The organism is Lentzea sp. NPDC051213 (assembly GCF_044455585.1).
In the GTDB taxonomy this organism is placed as follows: Bacteria; Actinomycetota; Actinomycetes; order Mycobacteriales; family Pseudonocardiaceae; genus Lentzea.
This window is the reverse complement of sequence record NZ_JBITEX010000009.1, coordinates 81,704-105,798: the sequence shown is the minus strand read 5'-3', so window position 1 is coordinate 105,798 and position 24,095 is coordinate 81,704. Positions and strand designations below refer to the sequence as shown.

25 protein-coding genes are annotated in these 24,095 nt (G+C 68.8%); 7 read left to right on the top strand and 18 right to left on the bottom strand.

What is annotated here, in order from left to right:
• Positions 1-41: 41 nt before the first annotated feature.
• Positions 42-614 (top strand): hypothetical protein, encoded by a 573-nt coding sequence (locus ACIA8G_RS34695; RefSeq protein ID WP_396422959.1) that lies wholly within the window; start codon positions 42-44, stop codon positions 612-614.
• 60 nt (positions 615-674) lie between these two features.
• Here the strand turns inward: ACIA8G_RS34695 and ACIA8G_RS34690 are convergent, their stop codons facing one another.
• From ACIA8G_RS34690 to ACIA8G_RS34640, 11 genes are all read right to left on the bottom strand, one after another.
• On the bottom strand, positions 675-1,901 hold the full coding sequence (locus ACIA8G_RS34690) for an acyl-CoA reductase (RefSeq protein ID WP_396422958.1): 1,227 nt from the start codon (positions 1,899-1,901) through the stop codon (positions 675-677).
• Entirely contained in the window at positions 1,898-2,953 is a 1,056-nt protein-coding gene (locus tag ACIA8G_RS34685; RefSeq protein ID WP_396422957.1) for an acyl-protein synthetase, read from the bottom strand. The genes ACIA8G_RS34690 and ACIA8G_RS34685 overlap by 4 nt, the downstream gene beginning before the upstream one ends.
• A complete protein-coding gene (locus ACIA8G_RS34680) occupies positions 2,950-4,323 on the bottom strand; it encodes an AMP-binding protein (protein WP_396422956.1) in 1,374 nt (457 codons plus the stop codon). The genes ACIA8G_RS34685 and ACIA8G_RS34680 overlap by 4 nt, the downstream gene beginning before the upstream one ends.
• Positions 4,320-5,054, bottom strand: a complete 735-nt coding sequence (locus ACIA8G_RS34675; RefSeq protein WP_396422955.1) for an SDR family NAD(P)-dependent oxidoreductase — start codon at positions 5,052-5,054, stop codon at positions 4,320-4,322. The genes ACIA8G_RS34680 and ACIA8G_RS34675 overlap by 4 nt, the downstream gene beginning before the upstream one ends.
• On the bottom strand, positions 5,047-5,286 hold the full coding sequence (locus ACIA8G_RS34670) for an acyl carrier protein (RefSeq protein ID WP_355446320.1): 240 nt from the start codon (positions 5,284-5,286) through the stop codon (positions 5,047-5,049). The genes ACIA8G_RS34675 and ACIA8G_RS34670 overlap by 8 nt, the downstream gene beginning before the upstream one ends.
• Before the next feature lie 38 nt (positions 5,287-5,324).
• A complete protein-coding gene (locus tag ACIA8G_RS34665) occupies positions 5,325-6,023 on the bottom strand; it encodes a UDP-N-acetylglucosamine acyltransferase (protein WP_396422954.1) in 699 nt (232 codons plus the stop codon).
• A 110-nt stretch (positions 6,024-6,133) separates the two neighbouring features.
• Positions 6,134-7,486 carry a hypothetical protein gene (locus ACIA8G_RS34660; RefSeq protein ID WP_396422953.1) on the bottom strand — a complete coding sequence of 451 codons (1,353 nt, stop codon included), beginning with the start codon at positions 7,484-7,486 and terminating at the stop codon, positions 6,134-6,136.
• A gap of 113 nt (positions 7,487-7,599) precedes the next feature.
• Positions 7,600-8,847 carry a serine--tRNA ligase gene (gene serS, locus ACIA8G_RS34655; RefSeq protein ID WP_396422952.1) on the bottom strand — a complete coding sequence of 416 codons (1,248 nt, stop codon included), beginning with the start codon at positions 8,845-8,847 and terminating at the stop codon, positions 7,600-7,602.
• 134 nt (positions 8,848-8,981) lie between these two features.
• Positions 8,982-9,431, bottom strand: a complete 450-nt coding sequence (locus ACIA8G_RS34650) for a DUF350 domain-containing protein (RefSeq protein ID WP_396422951.1) — start codon at positions 9,429-9,431, stop codon at positions 8,982-8,984.
• Positions 9,432-9,453: 22 nt separating this feature from the next.
• Entirely contained in the window at positions 9,454-10,617 is a 1,164-nt protein-coding gene (locus ACIA8G_RS34645) for a glutathionylspermidine synthase family protein (RefSeq protein WP_396422950.1), read from the bottom strand.
• Positions 10,618-10,623: 6 nt separating this feature from the next.
• Positions 10,624-11,286, bottom strand: coding sequence for a hypothetical protein (locus ACIA8G_RS34640; RefSeq protein ID WP_396422949.1), 663 nt, complete (start codon positions 11,284-11,286; stop codon positions 10,624-10,626).
• A gap of 207 nt (positions 11,287-11,493) precedes the next feature.
• On the opposite strand from ACIA8G_RS34640, the gene ACIA8G_RS34635 reads away from it, so the two are divergent.
• The 3 genes from ACIA8G_RS34635 to ACIA8G_RS34625 are packed head-to-tail and all read left to right on the top strand — an operon-like array spanning position 11,494 to position 13,285.
• Positions 11,494-12,483, top strand: a complete 990-nt coding sequence (locus tag ACIA8G_RS34635; protein WP_396422948.1) for a septum formation family protein — start codon at positions 11,494-11,496, stop codon at positions 12,481-12,483.
• Complete coding sequence (locus tag ACIA8G_RS34630) at positions 12,480-12,830, top strand: metallopeptidase family protein (protein ID WP_396422947.1); 351 nt, start codon at positions 12,480-12,482, stop codon at positions 12,828-12,830. The genes ACIA8G_RS34635 and ACIA8G_RS34630 overlap by 4 nt, the downstream gene beginning before the upstream one ends.
• A complete protein-coding gene (locus ACIA8G_RS34625) occupies positions 12,830-13,285 on the top strand; it encodes a hypothetical protein (protein ID WP_396422946.1) in 456 nt (151 codons plus the stop codon). Before ACIA8G_RS34630 ends, ACIA8G_RS34625 begins: the two co-directional genes overlap by 1 nt.
• Here ACIA8G_RS34625 and ACIA8G_RS34620 read toward each other — a convergent pair.
• Positions 13,282-13,875 carry a histidine phosphatase family protein gene (locus tag ACIA8G_RS34620; RefSeq protein ID WP_396422945.1) on the bottom strand — a complete coding sequence of 198 codons (594 nt, stop codon included), beginning with the start codon at positions 13,873-13,875 and terminating at the stop codon, positions 13,282-13,284. The two genes, ACIA8G_RS34625 and ACIA8G_RS34620, sit on opposite strands and share 4 nt — an antisense overlap.
• Entirely contained in the window at positions 13,872-14,762 is an 891-nt protein-coding gene (gene pheA / locus ACIA8G_RS34615; protein ID WP_396422944.1) for a prephenate dehydratase, read from the bottom strand. The genes ACIA8G_RS34620 and pheA overlap by 4 nt, the downstream gene beginning before the upstream one ends.
• Before the next feature lie 136 nt (positions 14,763-14,898).
• On the opposite strand from pheA, the gene ACIA8G_RS34610 reads away from it, so the two are divergent.
• Positions 14,899-15,417, top strand: a complete 519-nt coding sequence (locus ACIA8G_RS34610) for a macro domain-containing protein (RefSeq protein ID WP_396423286.1) — start codon at positions 14,899-14,901, stop codon at positions 15,415-15,417.
• A 45-nt stretch (positions 15,418-15,462) separates the two neighbouring features.
• Here the strand turns inward: ACIA8G_RS34610 and ACIA8G_RS34605 are convergent, their stop codons facing one another.
• Positions 15,463-15,900 carry a GNAT family N-acetyltransferase gene (locus ACIA8G_RS34605; protein WP_396422943.1) on the bottom strand — a complete coding sequence of 146 codons (438 nt, stop codon included), beginning with the start codon at positions 15,898-15,900 and terminating at the stop codon, positions 15,463-15,465.
• A 118-nt stretch (positions 15,901-16,018) separates the two neighbouring features.
• On the opposite strand from ACIA8G_RS34605, the gene ACIA8G_RS34600 reads away from it, so the two are divergent.
• Positions 16,019-16,636 carry a response regulator gene (locus tag ACIA8G_RS34600; RefSeq protein WP_396422942.1) on the top strand — a complete coding sequence of 206 codons (618 nt, stop codon included), beginning with the start codon at positions 16,019-16,021 and terminating at the stop codon, positions 16,634-16,636.
• Here the strand turns inward: ACIA8G_RS34600 and ACIA8G_RS34595 are convergent.
• The 4 genes from ACIA8G_RS34595 to ACIA8G_RS34580 are packed head-to-tail and all read right to left on the bottom strand — an operon-like array spanning position 16,614 to position 23,185.
• A complete protein-coding gene (locus tag ACIA8G_RS34595; RefSeq protein ID WP_396422941.1) occupies positions 16,614-17,717 on the bottom strand; it encodes a GAF domain-containing sensor histidine kinase in 1,104 nt (367 codons plus the stop codon). The two genes, ACIA8G_RS34600 and ACIA8G_RS34595, sit on opposite strands and share 23 nt — an antisense overlap.
• Before the next feature lie 5 nt (positions 17,718-17,722).
• Complete coding sequence (gene cydD / locus ACIA8G_RS34590; protein ID WP_396422940.1) at positions 17,723-20,734, bottom strand: thiol reductant ABC exporter subunit CydD; 3,012 nt, start codon at positions 20,732-20,734, stop codon at positions 17,723-17,725.
• A gap of 15 nt (positions 20,735-20,749) precedes the next feature.
• A complete protein-coding gene (gene cydB / locus ACIA8G_RS34585; protein ID WP_396422939.1) occupies positions 20,750-21,718 on the bottom strand; it encodes a cytochrome d ubiquinol oxidase subunit II in 969 nt (322 codons plus the stop codon).
• Between the two features lie 12 nt (positions 21,719-21,730).
• Complete coding sequence (locus ACIA8G_RS34580; RefSeq protein WP_396422938.1) at positions 21,731-23,185, bottom strand: cytochrome ubiquinol oxidase subunit I; 1,455 nt, start codon at positions 23,183-23,185, stop codon at positions 21,731-21,733.
• Positions 23,186-23,514: 329 nt separating this feature from the next.
• Between ACIA8G_RS34580 and ACIA8G_RS34575 the strand changes: the two genes are divergently transcribed.
• On the top strand, positions 23,515-24,093 hold the full coding sequence (locus tag ACIA8G_RS34575; protein WP_396423285.1) for a TMEM165/GDT1 family protein: 579 nt from the start codon (positions 23,515-23,517) through the stop codon (positions 24,091-24,093).
• The last annotated feature ends 2 nt before the right edge of the window (positions 24,094-24,095 follow it).

Sequence of the window (24,095 nt, the reverse complement as noted above, 5' to 3'; positions counted from 1 at the left end):
CGCAACACTCTTACGCAGCAACATCCCTGGGGGGAAAGAAAGTGAACCGCTCGCTCGTCCTCGTCACCATCGCCGCCGCTCTCGGCCTGGCCGCGTGCACGTCCACACCGGACACCAACACGTCCACACCGTCCAGCACGACGACGCCACCCGCACAGGTGGTCACCGAGGTCGTGACCCAGACCGTGACCAACCCGCCCGCGCCACCGACCAAGCCGGTGATCGGCTCGTTCGGCTACGGCAACCTCAAACTCGGCATGACGGGGCAGCAGGCGATCGACGCCAAGTTGATCGGTCCTGTCAGCGGGCCTGGCGGGTCTTGCTCTTCCCACCAGATCATCGGCACCGACCAGTACGTCTGGGTGTCCTCGAAGCTCGGCGTCGCGAGCATCAGTTTCACCGCGGACATGACGGCCGACGGCGCCGGCATCGGCGCGACCGAGGCAACGCTCAAGGCCGAGTACACCAATCTCAAGCCGACCGGCCCGAACTACAGCTGGGTCGCCGAGGCCGACGACAACCCGTCCGCCAAGTTCATCTTCGGGGTGAACAAGGAAACCAAGAAGGTCGTCGCGGCGATCCTCTCGCTCCACGACCAGGACTGCCACAACTAGTGTCGCGAAATGACGAAAGCCGCACCGGGCTCCGGTGCGGCTTTCGTCGTGTGTGGACTGTCAGCTTTGGACAGTCACCAGGCGGGTGAACTCCGCGGGCAGGTCGTAGCCGTCCCAGTGGTCGGAGAACGTCAGCGCGTTGCCGAACGGCACGATGCGGTCGACGCCGCGGCCGGCCAGCTCGTGCGCCAGCGTCTCCAGCTCCTCCTGGGAGAAGCCGAAGACCGACAGCGTCTGGTCCTTGCGCTGCACCATCGGCACCAGCGCGGACAGCGTCGGCAGGGTGGCGAACGGGAAGGTGCCCGCGCCGAGCCACTCGCGCGGCACGTCCGCCGCGGCCGTGAGCTCCAGCGTGGCCACCGCGTTGCCGTCGAACGAGATGGACGTCGCGTGGCCGTCCGCCGCGACACCGTAGGCGGACACCCGCTTCTGCACTGCCATCGCGGGCTCGACGACGTGGTGCTTGGCTTCCAGCACCGCGCTCAGCTCGACCCGGAACTCGGCCCGCGCCTGCTGGGCCGCGGCTTCGTCGCCCACCCAGAACAGTGCGCGCGGCGAGGAGCAGGCGGCCTGGTCGAACCAGTAGGAGTCGTTGTAGAAACCGAGGGCCACGTCGCGCTTCTGCTCCGGCGTCGCGGAAGCCCAGCCGTCGACGGAGATCAGGGCGAACGAGGCGCGGTCGGGGAACGTCACGTCGCGCGCGTGCGGCGCCAGCGGCAGCTTGCGCACCTCGTTGACGGCGCGGTCACCGCCCCAGATGACGCGCAGGTCGCACGCCGCGGACAGGGCGGCGGTCACCTTGTCGTCGCGGTCGTAGGTGACCATGACCTGGGTCTCGGCCACTGCCGGGTGCGCGTCCTTCAGCGCCTCGTTCAGCGCCTCGACGACGGCCTCCGCCGCACCGGCTGAACGCGGCGAAATGCGCACCACGTTGCTGTTGCCGGCGAGCGCCGACAGCGCCCACGAGTACACGAAGATCGTGTCGACGTTGGCGGGCGGGATGTGGAAGACGAGCCCGCGGCCGAAACGCAGCACGCCCGCCGGGGTCTCCAGCTGGCGCAGCACCTTGTTGATCTCGCCGCGGCGCAGGAAGAAGCCGAGCGACGCGAGCTCCGGGTAGCGGCGGGCGGTCGCCGGGGCGAGCAGCTTGCGCGCGAACTTCACCAGGAAGTCGACGATCCGCTCGTCGCCGACCTTCAGCCGGCCACCGGTGGGCTCACCGGAGATGCTGGCGAGCAGCTCGTCGACGGAGGAGACGTCCGATCCGGCGGGGAAACGGCGCTTCATGAGGCAACAGCTCCAGAGAAGGTGTCCGAACAGCCGCGGGCCTCGGCGCGCGGGAGCCTGCCGAGCACGGAGAACCGCTTGCCCGGCCAGTCGCCGTCGTCGATGCCGTGCACCACGCCGAGGTCCTCGGTCAGCAGCACGTGACCGGGGTAGCTGCGCGGCAGCGTCGAGACGACCTCGATGACACCGGGCACGCCGACCGGCTGCTCCTCCCAGGTGTCCGGGTTGCGGATGATCACGTCCGCGAAGTCCGGGCAGTACAACGAGTTCCCGGACCGACCCTCGAGGAAGACCGTGCCGATCTGCTCGATCATCCCGTAGTAGTTGTAGATCTGGGTCAGGCCGGTGTCCTCGGCGAAGCGCTTGCGGAACTCGGCGTTGTCGACCGCGATGTCGATCAGCTTTTTCCAGCCACCGGAGTGGATCAGGATGCCGTTCGACAGGTCGAGCTTGTGCTCACGCGCGACCTCGTAGAGGTACTGCCACACCATGAACGTGAAGCCGAAGATCAGGAACGGCTCGGAGCCGTGCTTCGCGAGGAACTCCTTGACCGCCTCGACGTCCGGCTGGTCGTTCTCGTCCAGCGCGTAGACGTGACCGCGGCCGAAGGTCGCCATGCCCAGCACGCCCGCACCGCGCGCGGAGAACGACCGGCGGTTCTTGATGATGCTGATCGTGTCGACCATCAGCATCGGCAGTCGCTTGCCGCCGAGCACTTCCTGCAGCGTCGCGCCGAGCTGGCGGGTCTGCACCCCGGCGGCTTCCTTGTCGAGGTAGATCCGCGACGCGCCGCCACCGGTCGTGCCGGACGACGTGAGGACCTTGAAGACCTCGGAGTCCGGAATGGACTTCAGCTCGTGCGTCTTGAACATGCGCACGGGCAGCCACGGCAGGTCGTTCAACGACGCGAACGGCTCACCGGACTTGTGGCCGAGCGACGACAGGATTCGGTCGTACTGCTCGGAGTTCGCGCGGTGGTGCTCGGTCAGCTCGGTCAGTTCAGCCAGGAGCGCGACCTCGCGCTCGGCCTGACTGCGTCCGAAGACGCTCATACCTGTGCCTCCAGTGACCGGTAGTCGATCTTGCCGCTGGGCAGCTGCGGGAAACCCTCCGCCGGCCGCACGTCGAAGCCCGTGACGTGCAGGTGCAGCGTCTCGGACAACAACTTCGCGGCCTGCTTGCAGGTGTCCTTCTCGGCCCTGTCGAGGAAGACGACGACCTTGTCGCCCGCGGGCACGGCGGCGGCCGCGCCGAAGCCCTTCACGATCTGCTCCAGGTCGTCCAGGTTGACCCGGTTGCCGAACACCTTGCCGATCCGCTTCAACCGGCCGGTGATGTAGAGGAACCCGTCCTCGTCGAGGTATCCGAGGTCGCCGGTGACGAGCACGCCGCCGGTCTCGTCACCGAGCGCGAGCTCGGCTTCGGACTCGGCGTAGCCCATCATCACGTTCGGACCGCGGTACACCACCTCACCGGCAACACCCGGCTCGGCGATTTCGTTCCCGTCCTCGTCGCGGACCGCGAAGGTGCCGCCGGGGAGAGCGGGGCCTGCGGAGCCGAGCTTCTCGGTGAGCCGGTCGGACGGCACGGTCGCCATCCGCGGCGCGGCCTCGGTCTGGCCGTACATCACGAACATCTGCCCGCCGACGGCGCGCATCTTGTCGTTGAACTCGCTGATCAGCTCGGTGCGGAGCTTGCCGCCGGCCTGGGTCAGCGTGCGCAGCGACGGGTACTTGGCCGGGTCGAACCGCAGCCTGCGCAGCATCTCGTAGTGGTACGGAACACCCGCGAGCGAGGTCACGCCGTACTGCGTGACCGCGTCCCAGAACGGGCGGGCGACCACGCCGGAGCCTTCGAGCAGCACGGTCGCGCCCTGGCGCAGGTGGCTGTTCAGCACGGACATGCCGTAGCTGTAGTGCAGCGGCAGCGTGGTCGGCGCGATCTCGTCGGAGTCGATGCCGAGCACCTCGGCGATCGCGTCGGCGTTCGCGAGGATCGCCGAGCGGGACAGCCGCACGAACTTCGGGTTACCGGTGGAGCCGCTGGTGGGCAGCATCACGGCCAGGTCGGAGTGCGGGGCGACGCCGTCCGCGTCCTCACGCACCCAGTCCTGCGAGTAACCGGGCGCGGGTTCGTCGTCGATGCCCAGGACGGCGGCGGGGCGGAACCGGGCGACGAGCCCGTCCAGCACCTCGCGGTCCTGCGCAGGGTCGAGCAGCGCGACCGCGCGACCCGCCTCGAACGCACCCAGGTACCGCAGCACGCTCGTCAGGTCCAGGCCGACCCGGAGGAACAGCACTCCGGACGGCAGATCGGCGAGTTCCTTGGCCACCTCGGACACGCGACCGGCGAGCTCGGCACCGCCGAGCAGCTCACCGGTCGCGGCGTCACGCAGGCGAGCCTGAGCGTGCAACAGCGTCACAGCACCAAACCTCCGTCGATACCGAGCACCTGGCCGGTGACGAACGAGGCGTCGTCACTGCTCAGGAATCGGATCACCTTGGCCACTTCTTCGGGCGTTCCGAGCCGGCCGAGGGCGGTGTCGCCCTTCACCCGCTCCAGCACCTCGTCGGACTGCTCCGAGATCAGGTCGGTCTGGATCACGCCGGGCGCGACCGCGTTGACCCTGATCCCGTGCCTGCCGAGTTCCTTCGCCGCGGACTTCGCGGCCGCGACCAGCGCCGCCTTGGACGCCGCGTAGACCATCTGACCGGCGTTGCCGCGCTCGCCGACGATCGAGCCGATCAGCACGATCGAGCCGGTGCGCTTGCGCATCATGGCCCGCGCCGCCGCCTGCACGGAGTTGATCGTGCCCGCGACGTTCGTGGTCAGCGTCCTGTTCACGTGCTCGTCGGTGAGCATGCCGATGAGGCCGCCCTCCAGCACGCCCGCGCTGGCCACGAGCACGTCGATGCGCCCGTGCTCCTTCGCGATCGCCTTGAAGACGTCCTTGATCGCGGCGGAGTCGGCGACGTCGAGCGCCACGCCGTGGACGCGTTCGCCCAGCTCGGCGGCACGCTTCTCGGTCGTCTCGCGGTCGCGGCCGGTGATGACGACCGTCGCACCGGCCTCGGCCAGCGCCGCGGCGGTGGCGAAGCCGATGCCGCGGGTGCCGCCGGTGACGACCGCTACCTTGCCGGCGAAGTCACTCACCAACGCCGAAGCCCTTGAGCATGTCGACGGCGACCTTGAAGCTGCTCATGTCGATGACCTGCTCGGTCTCGAACTGAACGTCGAACTCGTCCTCGATGGCGGCGACGAGCGCCATGTGGCCGACCGAGTCCCACTCCTCGATGTCGCGGTACTTCAGATTCTCGACGTCAACGGAGTCGTCGAGCTGGAGGGCGTCCACGAAGACACCACGAAGACGGTCGTTCAGGGACATGCTTCTCTCGTTCTCTTCGACGGGTGCTGGTCAGTAGCTCAGTGCTCGGTCGAACGCTCGGTCCACGCCTTGAGCAGCGCGGCGAGCTCCTCCGGCAGGCCGGCGGGAACATCCGCCTCCTTGCCGGTGAGGAAACCGGTGAGGCCGGCGATCGCGTCCTCGTCGCAGCCGCGGCGCGACAGGCCGATGACGTTGACGCCGGTCGTGCGGGCGGGGTTGCCCAGGGTGATGGTGAACGCACCGACCTCCTTGCGGATGGCCGAGCCGAGGCCGACCATCGCGCCGGGCCCGATCTGCACGCCCTGGTGCACGACGGTGCCGAGGCCGATGTTGGAGCCGCTCCACACGTGGCAGTGGCCGGCGATCTGCACGGCGCTCGTGATCACGACGCTGTTGTCGATCGTGCAGTCGTGCGCGACGTGCGCGCGGCCCATCACGTAGTTGTCGTTGCCGAGGCTCGTCGCGTGGCTGACGCCCTGGTTGATCGTGACGAACTCGCGGATGCGGTTGCGGTCGCCGATCACCACGCCGGGACCGTCGTTCTCGCCGTCCCAGCCGGCCAGGTGCGGCGCGCTCAGGTACTCGGCGGGGCCGCCGATGCTCACGTGCGGGCCGATGAAGTTGCCATCACCGATCCGGCACGGCCCGGCGATCACCGTGTACGGTCCGATCACGTTGTCGTCGCCGATCTCGACGTCCTTGCCGATGATCGCGGTCTCGTGAATTCGGTTCGCCACTGATCCTGTCCTGCCCGTGAGTTGATGTGTAACCCACGTCACCAGGGCACTTCCACCCGACGGGGCCGGTAGGCCACTCTACTTCACGGGCAGGACAGGGCCTGACGGGCTTAGGTGTTCAGCAGGCCGAGGCAGGCGTCCATGACGATCCGCTCGGTCGTACCCGCCGCCGGCGTGGCGCCAGCGGAGAACTTCAACGGGCTGGGCCACGCGTAGGAGATGGTCCAGCTGCCGAAACCCGCGACGAGCGGGTCGTTCTCGTTCCACCCTGCCTCGTAGCCGCCGTGCAGGTTGCCGCCCGAGCGCAGCGTGTCGTTGTCCGCGACGTAGCCCTCGCACTCGTTGGCGTATCCCATGACCCAGAGGTCTCCGTCGAACGCGGCACGAAGCTTCACGTCGTACGCGGACAACGGCTCGTGCGCGAGCGCGAGGATGGTCAGCCCGCCGAACCGCCAGCGGTGGATCGGCATCGGCAACGACGTGGGCAGCTCGCCCGAGTCGATCAGCTTCACCATCAGCTCGGCGTGCCGCCGGTGCGGGTCGCCCAGACCCATCACCTTGCGCCGGAGCTGGTACTTCGCGCGCAGGTTGGCTCGCGCGTCCGGGTTGGTGGTGTCGACCTGGAACGGCAGTTCGACCTCGATCAGCTTCGCCGTGACGGGCCCCGTGACGTCGGAGAACGCGCCACCCCCGAGCACGTTGACGACCTCCTGCCCGAGGACCGCCCCCAGGTTGTCGGTCGTGGCGGGAGCATGCGGGTCGTGCGCCTCCTGGTCACCGCACGCGCCCTGGACGAACAGCGCGGGCACACCGAAGGCCTGCTCGACGAGCGCGGCCGCCACGGCGGGGTACTCGCCGTCGAACACGTCGTCCTTGCCGCGCGAGACCGGGTGGCAGGCCGCTCCGAACACCACGGCGAACAGGTCTCCGCCGGTGGTGTCGAGGCGCAGCACCGGCACGGTGTCGAGCACGGCCGCACTGCTGGACACCCGGTTGAAGCCGATCTTGGCCTCACCCTCGGCGTAGGCCAGCGTGACGCCGGTCCGTGCCTGCTCCAGGGTGTCGCGCACCAGCTGGACCATCGCGTCGGTGATCAACCAGGTAGTGCCGTTGACCGCGTCGACGTCGGCCTGGCCGAGGTTCATCATCACGTGCGGGTTCGGCCGGGTGTCCCCGTACAACGGACCCGAGTGCGTGTGACTCGCCAGCAGGAGGAAGTCGTCGTGGGCGACGAGTCCTTCCGCGACGAGCGTTCCCCTGATCGCCTGGTGCACGTCCCTCGGAACGCTGATGAGGTCCGCGCGGAGCAGGACCTTCGGCACGTCGTTGTCCCAGATCACCAGGCACTGCGCACGCAACCGGCGTGCGATCGCGCCGTTGTTGCCGCGCGGGCCCCAGCCGTATCCGCCCATCCACAGGCTCGGGTACGGCGGGTGCACCGGCGTGATGTCGACTTCGTTCACTGCAGCTTCCAGCGCCATCGCTAACCCCCGTTAGTCGACACCACTCCCCCATGTGGTGGTGTCACCAACTAAGACGCGCAAGCGGCCGCAGAAGTACAGCTTTTGGTGAATTGTTACCTAAGGACTTCCAGGCCGCCCATGAACGGCCGCAGCGCGGCCGGCACGACGACGGACCCGTCCTCCTGCTGGTGGTTCTCCAGGATCGCCACGATCCACCGCGTGGTCGCCAGCGTGCCGTTGAGCGTGGCCGCGATCTGCGACTTGCCGTTCTCGTCGCGGTAGCGGACGTTCAGCCGGCGCGCCTGGAAGGTCGTGCAGTTCGACGTCGAGGTCAGCTCGCGGTACTTCTGCTGCGTCGGCACCCACGCCTCGCAGTCGAACTTGCGGTATGCCGACATGCCGAGGTCACCGGTCGCCGTGTCGATGACGCGGTAAGGCACCTCGATCTTGGCGAGCATCTCCTCTTCCCACCCGAGCAGCCGGGCGTGCTCCGCCTCGGCGTCCTCGGGCTTCACGTAGGAGAACATCTCGACCTTGTTGAACTGGTGCACGCGGATGATGCCGCGGGTGTCCTTGCCGTACGACCCGGCCTCGCGGCGGTAGCACGACGACCAGCCCGCGTACCTGCGTTCCCCGTCCAGGATCTCGTCGGCGTGGTAGCCCGCGAGCGGCACCTCCGACGTGCCGACGAGGTACAGGTCGTCGTTGGGCAGGTGGTAGATCTCGCTCGAGTGCGCACCGAGGAACCCGGTGCCCGCCATGATCTCCGGCCGGACCAGCGTCGGCGTGATCATGAGCGTGAAGCCGTTGGCCGTGGCCTGCGCCGCCGCCATGTTGAGCAGCGCGAGCTCGAGCTGCGCGCCCACGCCCTTGAGGAAGTAGAACCGGCTGCCGCCGACCTTGGCGCCGCGCTCCATGTCGATCGCGCCGAGCCTGGTGCCCAGGTCGAGGTGGTCGAGCGGCTCGAAGTCGAACTGGCGCGGCTCGCCGACCGTCTTGAGGACCACGAAGTCGTCCTCGCCACCGACCGGTGCGTCCGGGTGCACCAGGTTCGGGATCTTGGTCAGGAGCTCGGTGACCAGTTCGCTGGTGGCGTTCTGCTCGGCCTCGGCGGCCTTGACCTCGGCGGCCAGGTCCTTCGCCTTGGTGAGCAGCGCGGCGCGCTCGTCGCCCTTGGCCTTGCCGACCTCCTTGCCGAGCACCTTCTGCTCGGCGCGCAGGGTGTCCGCGCGGGAGATCGCGGTCCGCCGGCGCTCGTCAGCGGACAGCAGGGAGTCGACGACGCCCTCGTCCTCGCCGCGGGCACGCTGCGAAGCGCGCACGATCTCCGGGTTTTCGCGCAACACCTTGAGGTCAATCACCTGGAGAAGGGTAGTCCCCGCCCCTTCCGCACTTCACGCGGATATCCGTTCGCCGAACGTCACGCGGGGGCCCCGCGTTCCCCAGGAGGAAACGCGGGGCCCCCGCGTGACTTTCACAATGCGGAAAGGCGTGGCTAGTAGATCGCGACGGCCACCACGAGACCGAGCGCCACGTGCGCCGAGGCCACGACCACGGACGCGGGCGCGAACTTGTCGGACTCGATGATCCCGCCGATGTCGAGCTTGGTCACCCACTCGAGCAGCCGCACCGCGGCCACCTGCACGATGATGCCGACGACGCCGTAGATCAGCGCGCGGAGCAGGCCTTCGTCGAGCTTGCCGACCGCGCTGAGGATGGCGACGACGACGATGAACGCCATCGAGACCATGCCGGAGGCGGTCACGATGACGGCGTTCGGCGCACCGTTGCGAACGAGGATCGACAGCTTGCCCGGCGTCGTCCAGTCGATCGCGTAGAAGCCGAACACCATGAGGACCAGACCGACGACGGCGTACAGCGCGATCGCGCCGATGCCCTGGCCGATGTTCGAGCCGAAGCCGGGTTCCAACGCGAGCTGGATCATGTTGCTGTTCCCTTTCGGAGTTTCACTCAACAATTCGATGCGGCACGAACGCCGCGCCATCGTCGGTCACCAGACCGACTGTTTCCCGGATGCCGAGGCCGGCCGACGTGTCGCCGACGACCCAGGCGCCCAACGCGGGGCGGTAGCCGTCGAACTCCGGAAGCGGATCGAACAGCTGGTACACGAAACCTTCTTTGCCGTACACACCACCGGTCTGCGTTTCGTAACCGGGGGCGACGATCTGGATGTTCGACCCCTCACGGCCGAGCAGCGGTTTGCGCACGTACTCGGTGAGCATGCCGGGGTCGTTCAGGTAGGCCGGGAGCAGGTTGGGGTGGCCCGGGTACATCTCCCACAGCACCGCGAGCAGCGCCTTGTTGGAGAGCAGCATCTTCCACAGCGGCTCGATCCACAGCGTGCCGGGCAGCGACTCCACGGCGTGGCGGCCGAACTGCTCCTCGACCACCCACTCCCACGGGTAGAGCTTGAACGCCGAGTTCATCGGGGCCTCTTCGAGGTCGACGAACCGGTTGAGCAGGGTGTCCCAGCCGATGTCCTCCATCGCGATGCCCACCGTGTTCAGGCCGGCTTCCGCGGCCGTCTCCTGCAGGCACGCCGCGGTGAGGTGGTCCTCGCCGGACGGGTCGGCGCTCGACCAGCTGAAGTGCAGCTCACTGGACGGCAGCTTGGCACCGATCTCCGTCCAGCGCTCGACCAGGCGCTCGTGCAGCGAGTTCCACTGGTCGTCGTCCGGGAAGACGTCGGTCTTCCAGTACCACTGGATGTACGCGGCCTCGAGCAGTGACGTGGGGGTGTCCGCGTTGTACTCGAGCAGCTTCCCGGGACCGGACCCGTCGTAGCGCAGGTCGAAGCGGCCGTACACGTGCGGGTCGCGGCGGCGCCACGACTCGGCGATGTGCGGCCACACCCACTCGGGGATGCCGAAGTCGCGGTAACGCTCGGTCAGCACGACGTTGTCCACGGCGTCGAGGCACATGGAGTGGAGCAGCTCGACGTCGGCTTCGAGCGAGAGGATCTCGCTCATCTCGAACACGTAGTGCACGGACTCGTCCCAGTAGGGGCGGTCGGAGCCGTTCGCGTACTTCGCGGGCAGCCCGAAGACCAACCCCTGGTCCGAGACCGTGCGCTGCCAGTTCGGCCGCGGTTGCGAGGTTTCACGACGCAACTGTGCTCAGCCTCCGCTGCTGGACGAGCCGCTGCTGACCCCGAAGCCGCCGCGCTGCACCGAGGTGCCGGACTTCGTGGTGACGTTCGCGCCCTTGGGGATCGTGTAGCTGCCGCCGACGGCCTTCTGGCCGACCGCGCCGGACCCGCCGTAGTTGTAGCGGTACGAGCTGCCACCGATGTAGATGAAGCCGCCGCTGCTGTACCCGCCGTGACTGCGGTAGTACGACTCGTCGCAGTAGTCGTCGTCGACGATCACGTTGTTCGCGTCGGTGCACTGCGCCGTGACGTTGTCCGGCCTGCTGGCCGCGTACCAGATCGCGACCAGCGCGACCACGCCCAAGGTGACACCGCCACCGATGAGCAGGCGCTTGCGCTTCTTGCGGCGCTTCTCGAAGGCGGCGGACTCGGCGGCGAACCGCTCCTGCTGCGCCTTCAACGCGGCGGCACGCGCGCGCTGCTCGGCGACCGTCGCCTGGCGCGGCTGCGTCACGCCGGCCTGCTGCTGCCGCATCTTGCCCTTGACGGGCGGCTGCGGCGGCGGCTGGTTGGGCCCAGGCATCGGCACCGGCGGCTGCGGCGGCAGCTGCTGGTACGGCTGTTGTGGCTGGCCGGGCTGTCCCGACGGCGGCGTCGGCTGGCCAGGTCCTGGCAAGTTGTTGTCAGTCATCACCACTCCCGCGGGCAAGGTACCGAGCGACGCGGCTGAAACAGGGCCGATTGAGTGACGAGTGTCCTAATAGCAACACTCGACCCAACCCGGCGCACAGCCGCCTCACACAGCACGGGCATCATGGATGAGATGTCTCCGAGCGCCGGTTGGTTGAGTCGATCAGGTCACATCCGCGACACGCGGCTTGTGATGGTCGGCGCGTTCGTGGGCGCGTTCATCTTGTTGATGTTGTCCGCGTTCACCTCCGTGTTCGCCGGCGGACCTCTCGGCAAGCGCGAACTGGTCAACGCCGCGTACCAGGCGGTGACCGGCGACTGCCTCGACTGGGCGAAGGCCGACCTCTCCGACGCGAGGAAGGTCGACTGCTCGGCGGCCCACAAGTTCGAGGTCACGGGCACCACGGACATCACCGCCGCGTACCCGAAGGAAGCCCCGTTCCCGAACGCGGAGACCTGGCAGAAGATCTCGACGGAGCAATGCGCCCAGACCGCGACCACGTACATGTCCGGCAAGCTCGACCCGAAGGGCAAGTACGGCGTCAGCTCGTTGAACACGGACGAGAAGCGCTGGGGCAACGGCGACCGCCAGCTGCGCTGCGGCCTGCAGGTCACCGCACCGTCGGGCGCCCCGCTGCCGTCGTTCGGCAGCGCGAAGACCCAGGACCAGTCGAACGTGTACGACCCCGGCGTGTGCATCGCGCTCGGCGAGAACAACACGGTCGGCGACCCCATCGAGTGCGCTCAGCCGCACGCGTTCGAGATCATCGGCGTCGTCCAGCACCCGGAGGGCGCGTTCATGCCGGTCGAGCAGCAGGCAGAGGCCATGCTGACCCAGTGCACGCCGATGGCCGCCGAGTACACCGGCGGCGCGGACCTGAAGGCCAAGGGCCTGCTGGTCAGCTACGACACGCGTGCCGAGGAGAGCTGGGCCGTCGGCTCCCGCAAGGCGAACTGCAAGATCGCCGCCATCCCCCAGGGCGAGAACCTGGTCACGTGGAAGGGCAGCGTCCGCAACCCCAACGGCGCCCCGCTGACCACCGCGAACCCGCCGCAGACCACGTCGGTCCGGCCCCAGGACGAGCCGACCGGTGCGCCGCTGCACTCGGAGACCGGCAAGCCGTCGGGCAGCAACGAGCCCTCGGAGTCCGGCAAGCCGTCCAGCAGCCAGCCCACCGCGCCGTCTGAGAACCGATGACCGTCGAGATGACCCGCGCTCGCTTCGACGAGCTGGTCGAAGAAGCCCTGGACCTGGTCCCGCCCGAGTTCATGCACGCGATGAACAACGTCGTGGTGCTCGTCGAGGACCGCAACCCCGACGAGCCGTCACTGCTCGGGCTCTACCAGGGCATCGCGCTGACCGAGCGCAACACCGACTACGGCGGGACGCTGCCGGACCACATCTTCATCTACCGCGAGGCGATCCTCGACATGTGCGACACCGAGGACGACGTGGTGGAGGAAGTGATCATCACCGTCGTGCACGAGATCGCGCACCACTTCGGGGTGGACGACGCCAAGCTGCACGAACTGGGCTGGGGCTAGTGAAGGCCCCGCGGCCCGACCTGGCCGAGGCGGACCTGCCGGCGCTGTTCCCGGACGCGTCGCCGGAGCAGCTCGACCGCATCCGGCGCGCCACCGACCGGATGTCGCCGGGGCACTGGCACTGGTCGCACGGGCCTGGCCGGCGCTATTTGTTCGGCGGCGCGGTGTACCTGGGTGAGGACGCGGACGATCAGGTGGAGCTGAACCTGGACGTCTGCCTGGCGGAGGGGTCGGCGGGCGTGGAGGTCTCCGCGTCGATCGGTATCTGGTGCCAGTGCCCACAGGACCACAACATGCACTTCGTCCGTGACGTCGAGACGACGGCGACCACGCCCGAGGAACTGACAGCGGCGATCGAAGCCGCTGTCGACCAGGTGGTTCAGTGGCGCGAAACCGCCTCGCCGGACGCCGACCGGTGGCGTGCCGAGGCGGGTCTGCCCCTCAAGCGCGGCTAGACCTCGACGCCCGCCCACGACCGGCACACCCAGCCGTCACCCTCGGACTCCAGCACCACGACGCCGGTGTTCGGCAGCAGGTTCTCGGCCAGCTCCAACGGGACGTTGGCAGCCAGCGCCAGCGCGCCCATCCGGCCGGACCCACCGTGCGTCACGACCATGACGGTGCCGTCCTGCTTGATCGACTCGACCGCGCCGAGGAACCGGTCCAGCACCTGCTGCCCGGTCTCGCCGCCGCCGGGGAACGCCACGTCCAGGGCGCCCTCTGCCCACTTGATGACGGTCTCCAGGTAGGTCTTGTAGGCCTCGGTGTCGTTGCGGCCCTCCAGCGAGCCGACCTGGATCTCGTGGACACCCTCCAGGATCTGGACGGGCAGGCCGAAGCGTTCGGCGGTCGGCGCGGCGGTCTGCTGGGCGCGCAGGCCGATGCTGGCGTAGACGGCGGTGATGTCCTCCGCGGCCAGCGTGTCGGCGAGCTCGCGCGCCTGCTTCTGGCCCAGCTCGGTGAGCGGCGGACCCGGCATCGCCGTGTCCAGTTTGCGCTCGATGTTCGACGCCGTCTCACCGTGCCTGACCAGCAGCAACCTCACCCGCGTTCGCCCTTTCTGACAGCATCGACCCAAGCGGCTGCTGCGGCGAACTCGGCGTTGTGAGCCTCAACAGGCTCGCGGTCGGCCTTCGGGAAGGACCCGAGGAACCGGATCTCGCCCGAGTGTCGGTGCAGCGCGGCCAGCGCGTCACCGATCCTCGGTTCTGCGATGTGCCCCTCGACGTCGATGTAGAAGCGGTACGTCCCCAGTTTGCCCTTCGTGGGGCGCGATTCGAGGCCGGTGAGATTGATGCCACGCAAGGCCAGCTCGCTCAGCAGCTCCGAGAGCACGCCGACGCGGTTCGGGGTGGTCACGACGACGCTCGTGCGGTCGGCGCCCGTGGGTTCGGGCAGCTGACCTGGCAAACGGAGCAGCAGGAACCTGGTGCGCGCGTCCGCCACGTCCAGCACGTCCGTCGCGTACTCGTCGAGCTCGTAGTGGTTGATCGCGACCGGGGCGGTCACGGCCGCGTCGAACTCACCGCGCTCGACGGCGGCGGCGGCCGCGGCCGTCGAGGAGGTGGCGATCGAGGTCGCGCCCGGCAGCTCGGCGGCGATCCACTCCCGGACCTGGGCCAGCGCGTGCGGATGAGAAGCGACGGTCTTGATCTCGGTGGTACCCGGCCGGACCAGGACGCTGAACCGCACGTCCAGGATCGTCTCGGCGACGGCGACGACCGGGGTGTCGCGGATCAGCACGTCCAGCGTCGCGGGGACGGCGCCCTCGACGGAATTCTCGATCGGCACGCACGCGAAGTCCGTGTCTCCGCTGCGGACGGCCGCTACGGCGAGCTGAATCGTCTCGACCGGGACGAGTTCACCCTCGAAGCGGAGCGCCGCCTGCTCGGTGAAGGTCCCCTGTGGTCCGAAGTACGCAATGCGTGGCACGCCGCAAAGAGTAGAGGCGTACATCACCCCTGTGTCAGCGGCCAAACCTGGGTTCCGTCAGGACCGTTCGAACTGGAATGCTTGGGGCGTGCCCGCTCTAGCGCCAGAACTCGTGTTGTGCGCGGTCGACGAACCGATGGCCGACGCCTGGCTCGCCGTCGCGCACGGACGCCCCAGCGTGCGGGTGCATCGCGGGTCCGTGCTGGACATCCAGGCGCAGGCCGTCGTCAGCCCCGCCAACTCTCAGGGCTGGATGCGCGGCGGCATCGACGCCATCTACGCCACGGCGTTCCCGCTGGTGGAGAACAACGTCCGGAGCGCGGTGCTGGCGCTGCACGGCGGTGAACTGCCGGTCGGTGAGGCGCAGGTGGTGGCCACCGGCGAGACCGAGCCGGCGTGGCTGATCAGCGCGCCCACGATGCGGCGCCCCGGCGAACGCCTGCCGACCGACACCGTTCACCCGTACCTGGCCGCACGGGCCGTTCTGCGGCTGTGGCTCGAAGGACGCCTGGAGGACGGCACGCCGGTGCGCGACGCCGTCCGCACCATCGCGATGCCGGGCTTGGGCACCGGGGTGGGAGGCGTCGCGCCATCGACGTGTGCGCATCAGGTGGCCGCCGCGTGGGACGAGGCGTTCAACCCTCTGCGGGTCTAGAAGCCTGTGCACAACCCTGTGGACAGGGGTGTGGATACCTGTGGACTACTGCCGGGGTGCGACCCATCGTTCCAGGTCGAGCTCATCTGTGATGGGGATACCGAAATCCCCAACCGTGGGGATCTCCGGCTTGAGCTTGCGTGCTTCGCGGACCGCGTCCGGTCTCAGCGCGGCCAGCTTGAACCCGCGCCGCTGGTAGAAGCGGACCGCGTCCAGGTTGTCGTTGGTGGTCGTCAGGCGCACCCGGTTGCAGCCGAGTGTGCGCGCCTGGCGAACCGCGGCGTCGACCAGCGCGGTGCCGACACCGCGGCCCCGCCGAAGCGCGTCGATCGTGACGATCTCCAGCTGGTGGTTCGCCACCGCGTAGGTCAGCAGGCCCAGGACCTGACCCTGCTTCTCCACGAGGAAGCCCGGCAGACTCGCCGGGAAGAACACCTCACCGTGCGCGACGGCCGTGTGTGCTCCCCATAGCTCGAGAACCAATCGGGCGACAACTATGCGATCTGCTTCCTCGATCGGTCTTACCGAGCCTTCTGCCATGACAAGAACTGTCCCAATCCGAGACAGCCTCGTGAACCGGCATTCGACGTACGGTGGATTCGTGCCAGTGCGAGTTTTGTTGGTGGACGACCACGAGGTCGTGCGCAGAGGGTTGCGCGAGATGCTGGATGACGAGATCGACATCTCGGTGATCGCGGAGGCCGGATCCGTCGACGAGGCGGTGACACGTGCCCAGGCGAACACGCCCGATGTGGCCGTCGTGGACGTTCAGCTGCCCGACGGCACCGGCGTCGACCTCTGCCGGACGCTGCGCGATCTCGGTATCCGGTGCCTCGTGCTGACGGCGTTCGACGACGAGGAAGCGCTGGTGGGCGCCATCATGGCCGGTGCGTCGGGCTATCTGCTCAAGCAGGTTCGCGGCCAGGACGTCGTCACGGCCGTGCGCGAGGTCGCGGCTGGACGGTCCCTTCTGGACCCCGCCACGACGGCACGCGTGCTCGAGCGGATGCGCAACCCAGCGCCGGTCGGCCTCACCGATCAGGAACAGCGCGTGCTGGAGCTGATCGGCGAGGGCCTGACAAACAGACAGATCGGTGAACGGCTGTTCCTCGCGGAGAAGACCGTGAAGAACTACGTGACGTCCGTGCTGGCGAAACTCGGCATGGAACGGCGAACGCAAGCCGCCGCATGGGTGGCTAAACGGGGACGGACCAGGTGAGGGTCGTCCCGTTCGGTGAACTCACGACGCGGAAATCGCCACTCGCGGCCTTCGCGCGTTCCGCGAGGTGCCGCAATCCGCGCTGAGTGACGCCGGACGGGATGCCGCAACCGTTGTCCGCGACGCGCAGCAGCAGATGCTTCTCATCGCGCCGTACGTCGATCTGCACGTGCGTGGCGCCTGAGTGCCGCACCACGTTCGACAACGCCTCGCGAAGGGCCGCCCGTGCGTCGTCGGCGTGCGGGCGCGGCACGTTCGCCAGGTCGCCCGCCACGTGCAGGCGCGGCGGGAACCCGAGCAGCTCGCCGGCCGTGCGGACCTCGGCGTTGATCGAGTCGAGCAGGTCGGCGCCCTCGGCCGGGTCGGTGTTGCGCAGCTTGCGGACGGTCGCGCGGACCTCCGCGATCGTCTCGTCGACGAGGTCGACCGCTTCCTCGATCCTCGCTCGCTGAGAGGCGTCGAGCTTCTTGCCGAGCCGGCGTTCCAGCAGGTTGAGCTGCACGCCGGCGCCGTAGAGCCGTTGGATGATCACGTCGTGCAGGTCGCGGGCGATCCGCTCGCGTTCCTCGTAGACCGCGACGCGCTGCCGTGCCGTGAAGCCCTCGGCCAGCACGACGGCGAGACCGGCCTGGGCGGCGAACGCCGTCAGCACGTCCACGGTCTCCTGGGTGAACGGCGCCTTGTCCCGCCTGCGGTAGACGGCCAGCGCGCCGATCTTGTGGTCCGTCGTGCCGAACGGCGCCACGGCGAACGGTCCGTAGCCCCGCAACGCCTGCGGCACGTACGGGGCCGTGCGCGGATCGTTCGTCACGTCGTTGGCGACCACCGGGACACCGGTGCGCGCGGCCTTCGCGGCCGCACTGCGCGGGCTGAGCGTGGCCAGGACCGGCTCGCCGCTGGAGGCCTCGACGGTGAGCGTGCCGTCGTCGGCCGTACCGATCATGGCCAGCCCGAGGTCGGCGTCCGCGATCTCCGCGGCCGCCTCCACCACGAGCCGCAGCACGTTCTCCGGGTCTTCCAGCGCCGCCGTCGTGATCTCGGTCGACGCGACGAGCACGCGCCGCGCCAGGGAGGGGTCCATGGTCCTCAACGGTATGCGGGCGTGCCGAGGTCCAGCACGAGGTCCGCCCTCGCGGCCTCGTCGGGCCGGTGGGTGATGTGCAGGATGGTCCGCTTGTCGCGCCTGAGGTGCGTCAACAGCCGTTGCGCGGTCGGTTCGTCCAGGTGCGCGGTGGGCTCGTCGAGCAGGACCACGTCGGCGTCGTGCAGCAACGCCCTCGCGAGCGCCAGCCGTTGCGCCTCACCGCCCGACACCTGGTCTGGCCTGATCACCGTGTCGAGCCGGTCGGTCCACTCCGGCAGGCACGCGGTTTCCAGTGCCTCACGCAGCTGGTCGTCGTCGTGCTGGCCCGACATCCGGAGGTTCTCGCGGACCGTCGTGCTGACGAGCATCGGCTCCTGCGGGCACCAGGTGGCGCGCGGCAGCTCGACGATCCCGCGCTCCGGCTGGAGGAAACCCAGGAGCAGCGCGAAGAGCGTCGACTTGCCGCTGCCCGACGGTCCGACGATCGCGACGTGCATGCCGGGCTCGATGTTGAGGTGGAGGTCCTTGAGCGTCGGCTCGGTCGCGCCTGGCCACCGGACGTCGACGTTCTCCAGCCGGATCCGCTTGCCCTTCGGCTGCTCCGGGCGTTCCGGTGCGTCGAACTGGAGCCGCGCGCTGGCTTCCTGGAGTGCCTTGCGCTGCTGGGCGGCGAGAGGCAGGGCGGCCAGTGGTTCAGCGAGTGCGAGCGGGACCAGGCCGAGCACCGGGTTGCCGGTCGTGGCGCAGACGAGGGCCGCCGCACCGGTCGCGAGCAGGACGATCGCCGTGGCGGCACCCGTGCCAAACGCTTGCTTGCGGGTCTCCCCCGCGAGGTCGGCGTCTTCGGCGAGGAGCTGCGCCAGCAGGCGGTGGTGGGCGTCGTGCGCGATGAGATCCGGTGCGGCGGAGAATGCGTTGATCGTGTCGCGGGCGACCTTGCGACGGCCCCTCGCGAGCGTCGTGCTGGCCCTTCGCTCGGTCCAGACGGCGACGGCCGGCGCCGCGAGACCTGCCGCGAGGAGCAGGCCGCCGAGCGTGAGCGCGGCAGCCGGGTCGATGAACGCGAACAGGATCGTGGTCGCGATACCCGCTCCGATGGCCACGACCGGCGGCACCAGCACGCGTGGCACCAGATCGCGGACGGTGTCGGTGTCCTCGACGAGCCGTTGCAGTCCATCGCGTCGTTGCGTCCGGACGAGTCGCAGCCACAGCTCGGCGCGCAGGCTGGTGGCGAGCTTGAACGCCTCGTGGTGCGTGACCAGCCGCTCGACGTACCGGAGCACGCCCTTGCTCAGCGCGAACGTCCGCACGCCCACGACCAGCACCGACAGCGTCAGGATCGGCGGCATCTCGGCGGCCCGGGCGATCAGGTACGACGCCAGCGCGGTCAACGCGATGCCGGCGACCGTCGCCAGGACGCCCAACCCGGCGCCCTTCCACGGGATCGGCAGCCGTTTCGGGCTTTCATGGGATGGCTCGTCGGTGACGACCTTCGCGAACGTCTCGTCGTCGGTCGCCTCCTTCTCGCGGTGCGAGGCGAGGACGACGGCCGCCGTGGCGCTTGCTCTCTTGATCGCTTTGTCGACTTTGCGACTTGTCACCGGGTCGAGGTGGGCGGTCGGTTCGTCGAGCAGCAGCACCGTCGCGCCGTGGCGAACCCTCAGCAGGGCGCGCGCGACTGCGACCCGTTGCCGCTCACCGGTCGACAGGTCGGTGATCTGCCGGTCGAGCAGATGCGCGGCCACGACCTCGTGCGCGACCTGCTCGATGTCGTCCGCGCCAGGAATCGTCAGCTCCAGCTCGGCGCGAGGTGTGGCGGCGGCGAACGCGGGCTTCTGTGGCACATAAGCGATGTCGCCGGCGACGAACGCGGTGCCGTCCGTGGGCTCCAGGAAGCCGAGAAGCACCTGGAACGTGGTCGACTTACCCGCACCGCTCGCGCCTTCAAGTCGATAAATCTCCCCCGGCCGAACCTCAAAGCTGACCCCGTCCGGTGCAAACCCCCCGCGCCGCAACATCCGCAGGTTCTCCACCCGGACGAGTGGTCCATGAGGGTGACCTTCATGGACCTGAGGTCCATGAAGGTCACCCTCATGGCAAACGACCTCGGCGACGCGGCGAACCGCTTCCAGGCCGTCCTCACTGGCGTGGTGAGCCGCACCGGCCGCCCGCAGCGGCAGATAGCACTCGGGCGCCAGGATCAGGACGACCAGCGCGGTCATCAGCGTCATGTCGCCGTGCACGAGCCGGACGCCCACGCCCACGGCGATCAGGGCTACGGAAAGGCTGGCCGCGATTTCCAGGACCAGAGCGCTCAGGAACGCGATCTTGAGCGTGCCCATCGTGGCCTTGCGGTGCTGCTCGCCGATCTGGCGGACGGCCGTGGCCTGCTGCTTGGCGCGGCCGAAGACCGTCAGGACCGGGAGGGCGCGCAGGAGTTCGAGGAGCTGGGCCGACAGGAGCTCGGTGACGTCCGCGGCCTTCTGCACGCGTTTCTCGGTGTACCAGCCGATCAGCGCGGCGAAGACCGGGATCAGCGGGACGGTGACCGCGATCAGGACCGCCGACGGCCAGTCCGTGAAGAGGATCCACGCGCCGACCAGCGGCGGCACGATCACGGCCGTGACCAGCGCGGGCAGGTAGCGGGTGAAGTAGGCGTCGAGCGCGTCGAGGCCCTTGGTCGCGAGCACGGACAGCTCGGCCGTGCCGCGATCGGCGATCCAGCCGGGACCGCGTTCGAACGACCTGGCCAGCAGCTGGGTCCGCAGCTCTTCCTTGGCGCCGGCGGCGGCACGGGCGGCGGCGCTTTCCGTTGCCCACGAAAGACCTGCGCGCGCCAGGATCGCCACGGCGAGCAGGGGCAGGCCTTCGCGGGTCGTGATCACCGACGCCAGCGCGACGGCCTGGGCGACGAGCGCCAGGGCGTTGAGGAACGCCAGGGCGCCCACCCCCGTGAGGGCGCGCCTGGCGTTCTTCGAGAGCTGGGGAAGTGCCCCCAGCGGGCCTCGCTTCATCTCAGTGCACCGTTCTCAATGCACTGGGATGTGCCGCACGCCGATGCGCTTGCGGAACACCCAGTAGGTCCAGCCCTGGTAGACGAGCACCGCGGGCGTGCCGAACCCGGCGACCCAGGTGATCACCTGCAGCGTGTACGGGCTCGAGGCGCTGTTCGCGACCGTGAGCGACCAGGCGTCGTTCAGCGTCGACGGCAGGACGTTCGGGTAGAGCGAGCCGAACAGGATCGCGACGCTGGCCGCGATCGCGAGCCCCATCAACGCGAACGACTGACCGTCGCGGTTCGCGAGCAGCCGCCACATCGCGGCGGCGAGGATCAGCACGACCACGCCCGCCCACAGGCCGGCGACGATCGCCAGCAGGGCGACGAGCGGGAGCAGTGCCACCGGCGCCAGCGTGAGTGCGACGCGGCGGGCCCGTTCGCTGATCTCGCCCTCGGTCTTGAGCGCGGTGAACACGGCGCCGTGGACCAGCGCGTAGCCGGCGAAGGCCAGCGCGCCGACGACCGTGTCGAGCCGGATCGCCGCGAAGGCCGAGCCCACCCGGTCACCGTTCGCGTCGATCGGCAGGCCCAGCACCGTCGTCGAGATCAGCAGGCCGACGCAGAGGGTCGCGGTCCACGAACCCACGACGATGGTGGCGTCCCACGCCTTGCGCCAGCGCGGGTTGTCGACCTTGCCGCGGTAGTCGAACGCGACGCCGCGCCCGATCAGGGCGATGAGGAACAACGTTAGTGGCAGGTACGCGGCGCTCAGCAGCGCCGCATACCAGCCGGGGAACGCCGCGAACGTGGCACCGATCGCGACGATGAGCCACACCTCGTTGCCGTCCCAGACCGGCCCGATGGTGTTGATCATTACTCGGCGTTCCGCGTTGTCGCGCCCGAGGACGGGCAGCAGCATGCCGACGCCGAAGTCGAATCCTTCGAGGAACAGGTAGCCCAGCCACAGCAGGGCGATCAGTACGAACCAGAGCGTTTCCACGTCGCCTCTCCCCTAGTACGCGAACGCCAGCGAGCCGTCTTCGGACTTCGGCGGGAGTGCGCCCGCGACTCCGCCTCTGACGTACTTGCGGATCAGGTAGAACTCCACGACCGCGAGCACGCTGTAGACGGTGGTCAGCGCGATGAGCGAGGTCAGGATCTCGCCGGGCGTGCTGTTCGAGACCGCCTGGGCGGTGAACATCCACACACCGTCCACACCGGACGGATTCGGCACGACCACGAACGGCTGCCTGCCCATCTCGGTGAAGATCCAGCCCGCGCTGTTGGCCAGGAAGGGCGTCGCGATGCCGGCGAGGCCGAGAGCCGGGAACCACCATCCGGTGGGCGTCCGGTTCTTGCGGGTCAACCAGAGCATGAAGACACCCAGACCGGCCGCGATGCCGCCGAACCCGATCATCAACCGGAAGCCCCAGTACGTCACGGGAAGCGCGGGCACGTAGTCGATCGGCTTGCCGCTGAGCTCACCCAGCCGTTCGTCGACCGGGTAGAACTCGCCGTATTTCTCCTGGTACAGCGGGACGAGGTCCTGGATGCCCTTGACCTCGCTGGTGAAGTCGTTGTGCGCCAAGAAGCTCAGCAGTGCGGGCACCGTGATGCTCTTGACGTTCTCGCAGTCGGGCCTGGTGACGTCGCCGACCGCGAAGATGCTGAAGCTCGCGGGCTGTTCGGTGTGGCACAACGCTTCCGCGGCGGCCATCTTCATCGGCTGCTGCTCGAACATCAGCTTGCCCTGCAGGTCACCGGTGATCGCGAGCGCGGTGAACGCCACCACGCCGACCCAGGTGCCGAGCTTGAGCGAGCTGCGCCAGACCCTGTCCTCGTCGGACTTCTTGTACAGGTGCCAGGCGGCGATGCCCACGAGGAACGCGCCGGACACCGCGAACGCGCCGGCGATGGTGTGCGGGAAGGCCGCGAGCGTCGTGTTGTTGGTCAGCACGGCCCAGATCGAGGTGAGGCGCGGCCGGCCTTCGTGCAGCTCGATGCCGACCGGGTGCTGCATCCACGAGTTGGCGGCGAGGATGAAGTACGCGCTGGCCATCGTGGCGAGACTGAACGCCCAGGCGCAGGCCAGGTGGACCTTCTTCGGCAGCTTGTCCCAGCCGAAGATCCACAGGCCGAGGAACGTCGACTCGACGAAGAAGGCGACGATCCCCTCCATCGCGAGCGGCGCGCCGAACACGTCACCGACGAACCGCGAGTAGGCGCTCCAGGCCATGCCGAACTGGAACTCCTGCACGATGCCCGTCACGACACCCATGGCGAAGTTGATCAGGAGGAGCTTCCCCCAGAACTTCGTCATCTTGTAGTAGCGCTCGTCGCCCGTGCGCACCCACGCGGTCTGCATCCCCGCGACCAGCAGGGAAAGGCCGATCGTCAGCGGCACCATCAGGAAGTGGTAGACGGTGGTGATGCCGAACTGCCACCGCGCGAGTTCGAGTACGTCCACGTTTCCGAGCGTAGGTGTGGATCATGGGTCCCATCAGGTACGACGGTCCCCTCCAGGCTCGGGACCAAGGTCCCGTGCGCGAAGTCACGCCCTTCGGGTGACGCTCGTTCGGTAAGATGCCGGGTGCCAGAGGGGAGTAGTTCCCACCGGGGTTTCCGACCGGTGGCGTGGAGATCGACATACTGATCCGCCTTCGAGTGGATCCGGTCCCACACCCGTCTTGTACGGGCGAACGAGACCTCCGGCCGGGTTGCCGCACACCCGGTCGGGGTCCGTTGCGCCTCCGTCCGGGTTTCGTATCGGACGTGGAGGACCTCTTGGCCACTTCTTTGCTCGCGTTCATCACCGCGTTCGCGGTGGTGTTCCTCGTCGAGCTCCCGGACAAGACCATGGTCGCGACCCTGGTGCTGACCACGCGCTACCGCGCCTGGCCGGTGTTCACGGGCGTGGTCCTGGCCTTCGCCGTGCAAAGCGTGGTCGCCGCCGCGTTCGGCTCGGCGCTGACCCTGCTGCCCGACCGGGTGGTGTCGCTTGTGGTCGCCGTGCTCTTCGCCGTGGGTGCGTTCCTGCTCCTGCGTGAGGGGTTCTCGCGCGATGCTTCGCCGGCCGACGAGGCAGGAGCCCGTTCCGAGGTGCCGTTCTGGCGGGCCGCGCTGACGTCGTTCGGTGTGCTGTTCGCGGCCGAGTGGGGCGATGCCTCCCAGCTGGCGACGGCCGGGATCACGGCCCGCTACGGGACGCCGCTGGCGGTGGGTCTCGGCGCCTGGTTGGCGCTGGTCACCGTGGCCGGGCTGGCGGTGCTGGTCGGGCGCAAGCTGGCCGGGCGGTTGCCGACGCACTGGATCCAGCGGGTGGCCGGCGTGCTCTTCGCCGGGTTCGGCGTGGTGGCGCTGTGGCAGGTCTTCTGATC

Bases quoted from the DNA above. Each gene is read 5' to 3' on its own strand.
- ACIA8G_RS34685 (WP_396422957.1), bottom strand. From the start codon at position 2,953: ATGAGCGTCTTCGGACGCAGTCAGGCCGAGCGCGAGGTCGCGCTCCTG.
- ACIA8G_RS34640 (WP_396422949.1), bottom strand. From the start codon at position 11,286: ATGACTGACAACAACTTGCCAGGACCTGGCCAGCCGACGCCGCCGTCG.
- ACIA8G_RS34670 (WP_355446320.1), bottom strand. From the start codon at position 5,286: ATGTCCCTGAACGACCGTCTTCGTGGTGTCTTCGTGGACGCCCTCCAG.
- ACIA8G_RS34610 (WP_396423286.1), top strand. From the start codon at position 14,899: ATGGCCGACGCCTGGCTCGCCGTCGCGCACGGACGCCCCAGCGTGCGG.
- ACIA8G_RS34630 (WP_396422947.1), top strand. From the start codon at position 12,480: ATGACCGTCGAGATGACCCGCGCTCGCTTCGACGAGCTGGTCGAAGAA.
- ACIA8G_RS34595 (WP_396422941.1), bottom strand. From the start codon at position 17,717: ATGGACCCCTCCCTGGCGCGGCGCGTGCTCGTCGCGTCGACCGAGATC.
- ACIA8G_RS34690 (WP_396422958.1), bottom strand. From the start codon at position 1,901: ATGAAGCGCCGTTTCCCCGCCGGATCGGACGTCTCCTCCGTCGACGAG.
- cydD (WP_396422940.1), bottom strand. From the start codon at position 20,734: ATGAAGCGAGGCCCGCTGGGGGCACTTCCCCAGCTCTCGAAGAACGCC.
- ACIA8G_RS34650 (WP_396422951.1), bottom strand. From the start codon at position 9,431: ATGATCCAGCTCGCGTTGGAACCCGGCTTCGGCTCGAACATCGGCCAG.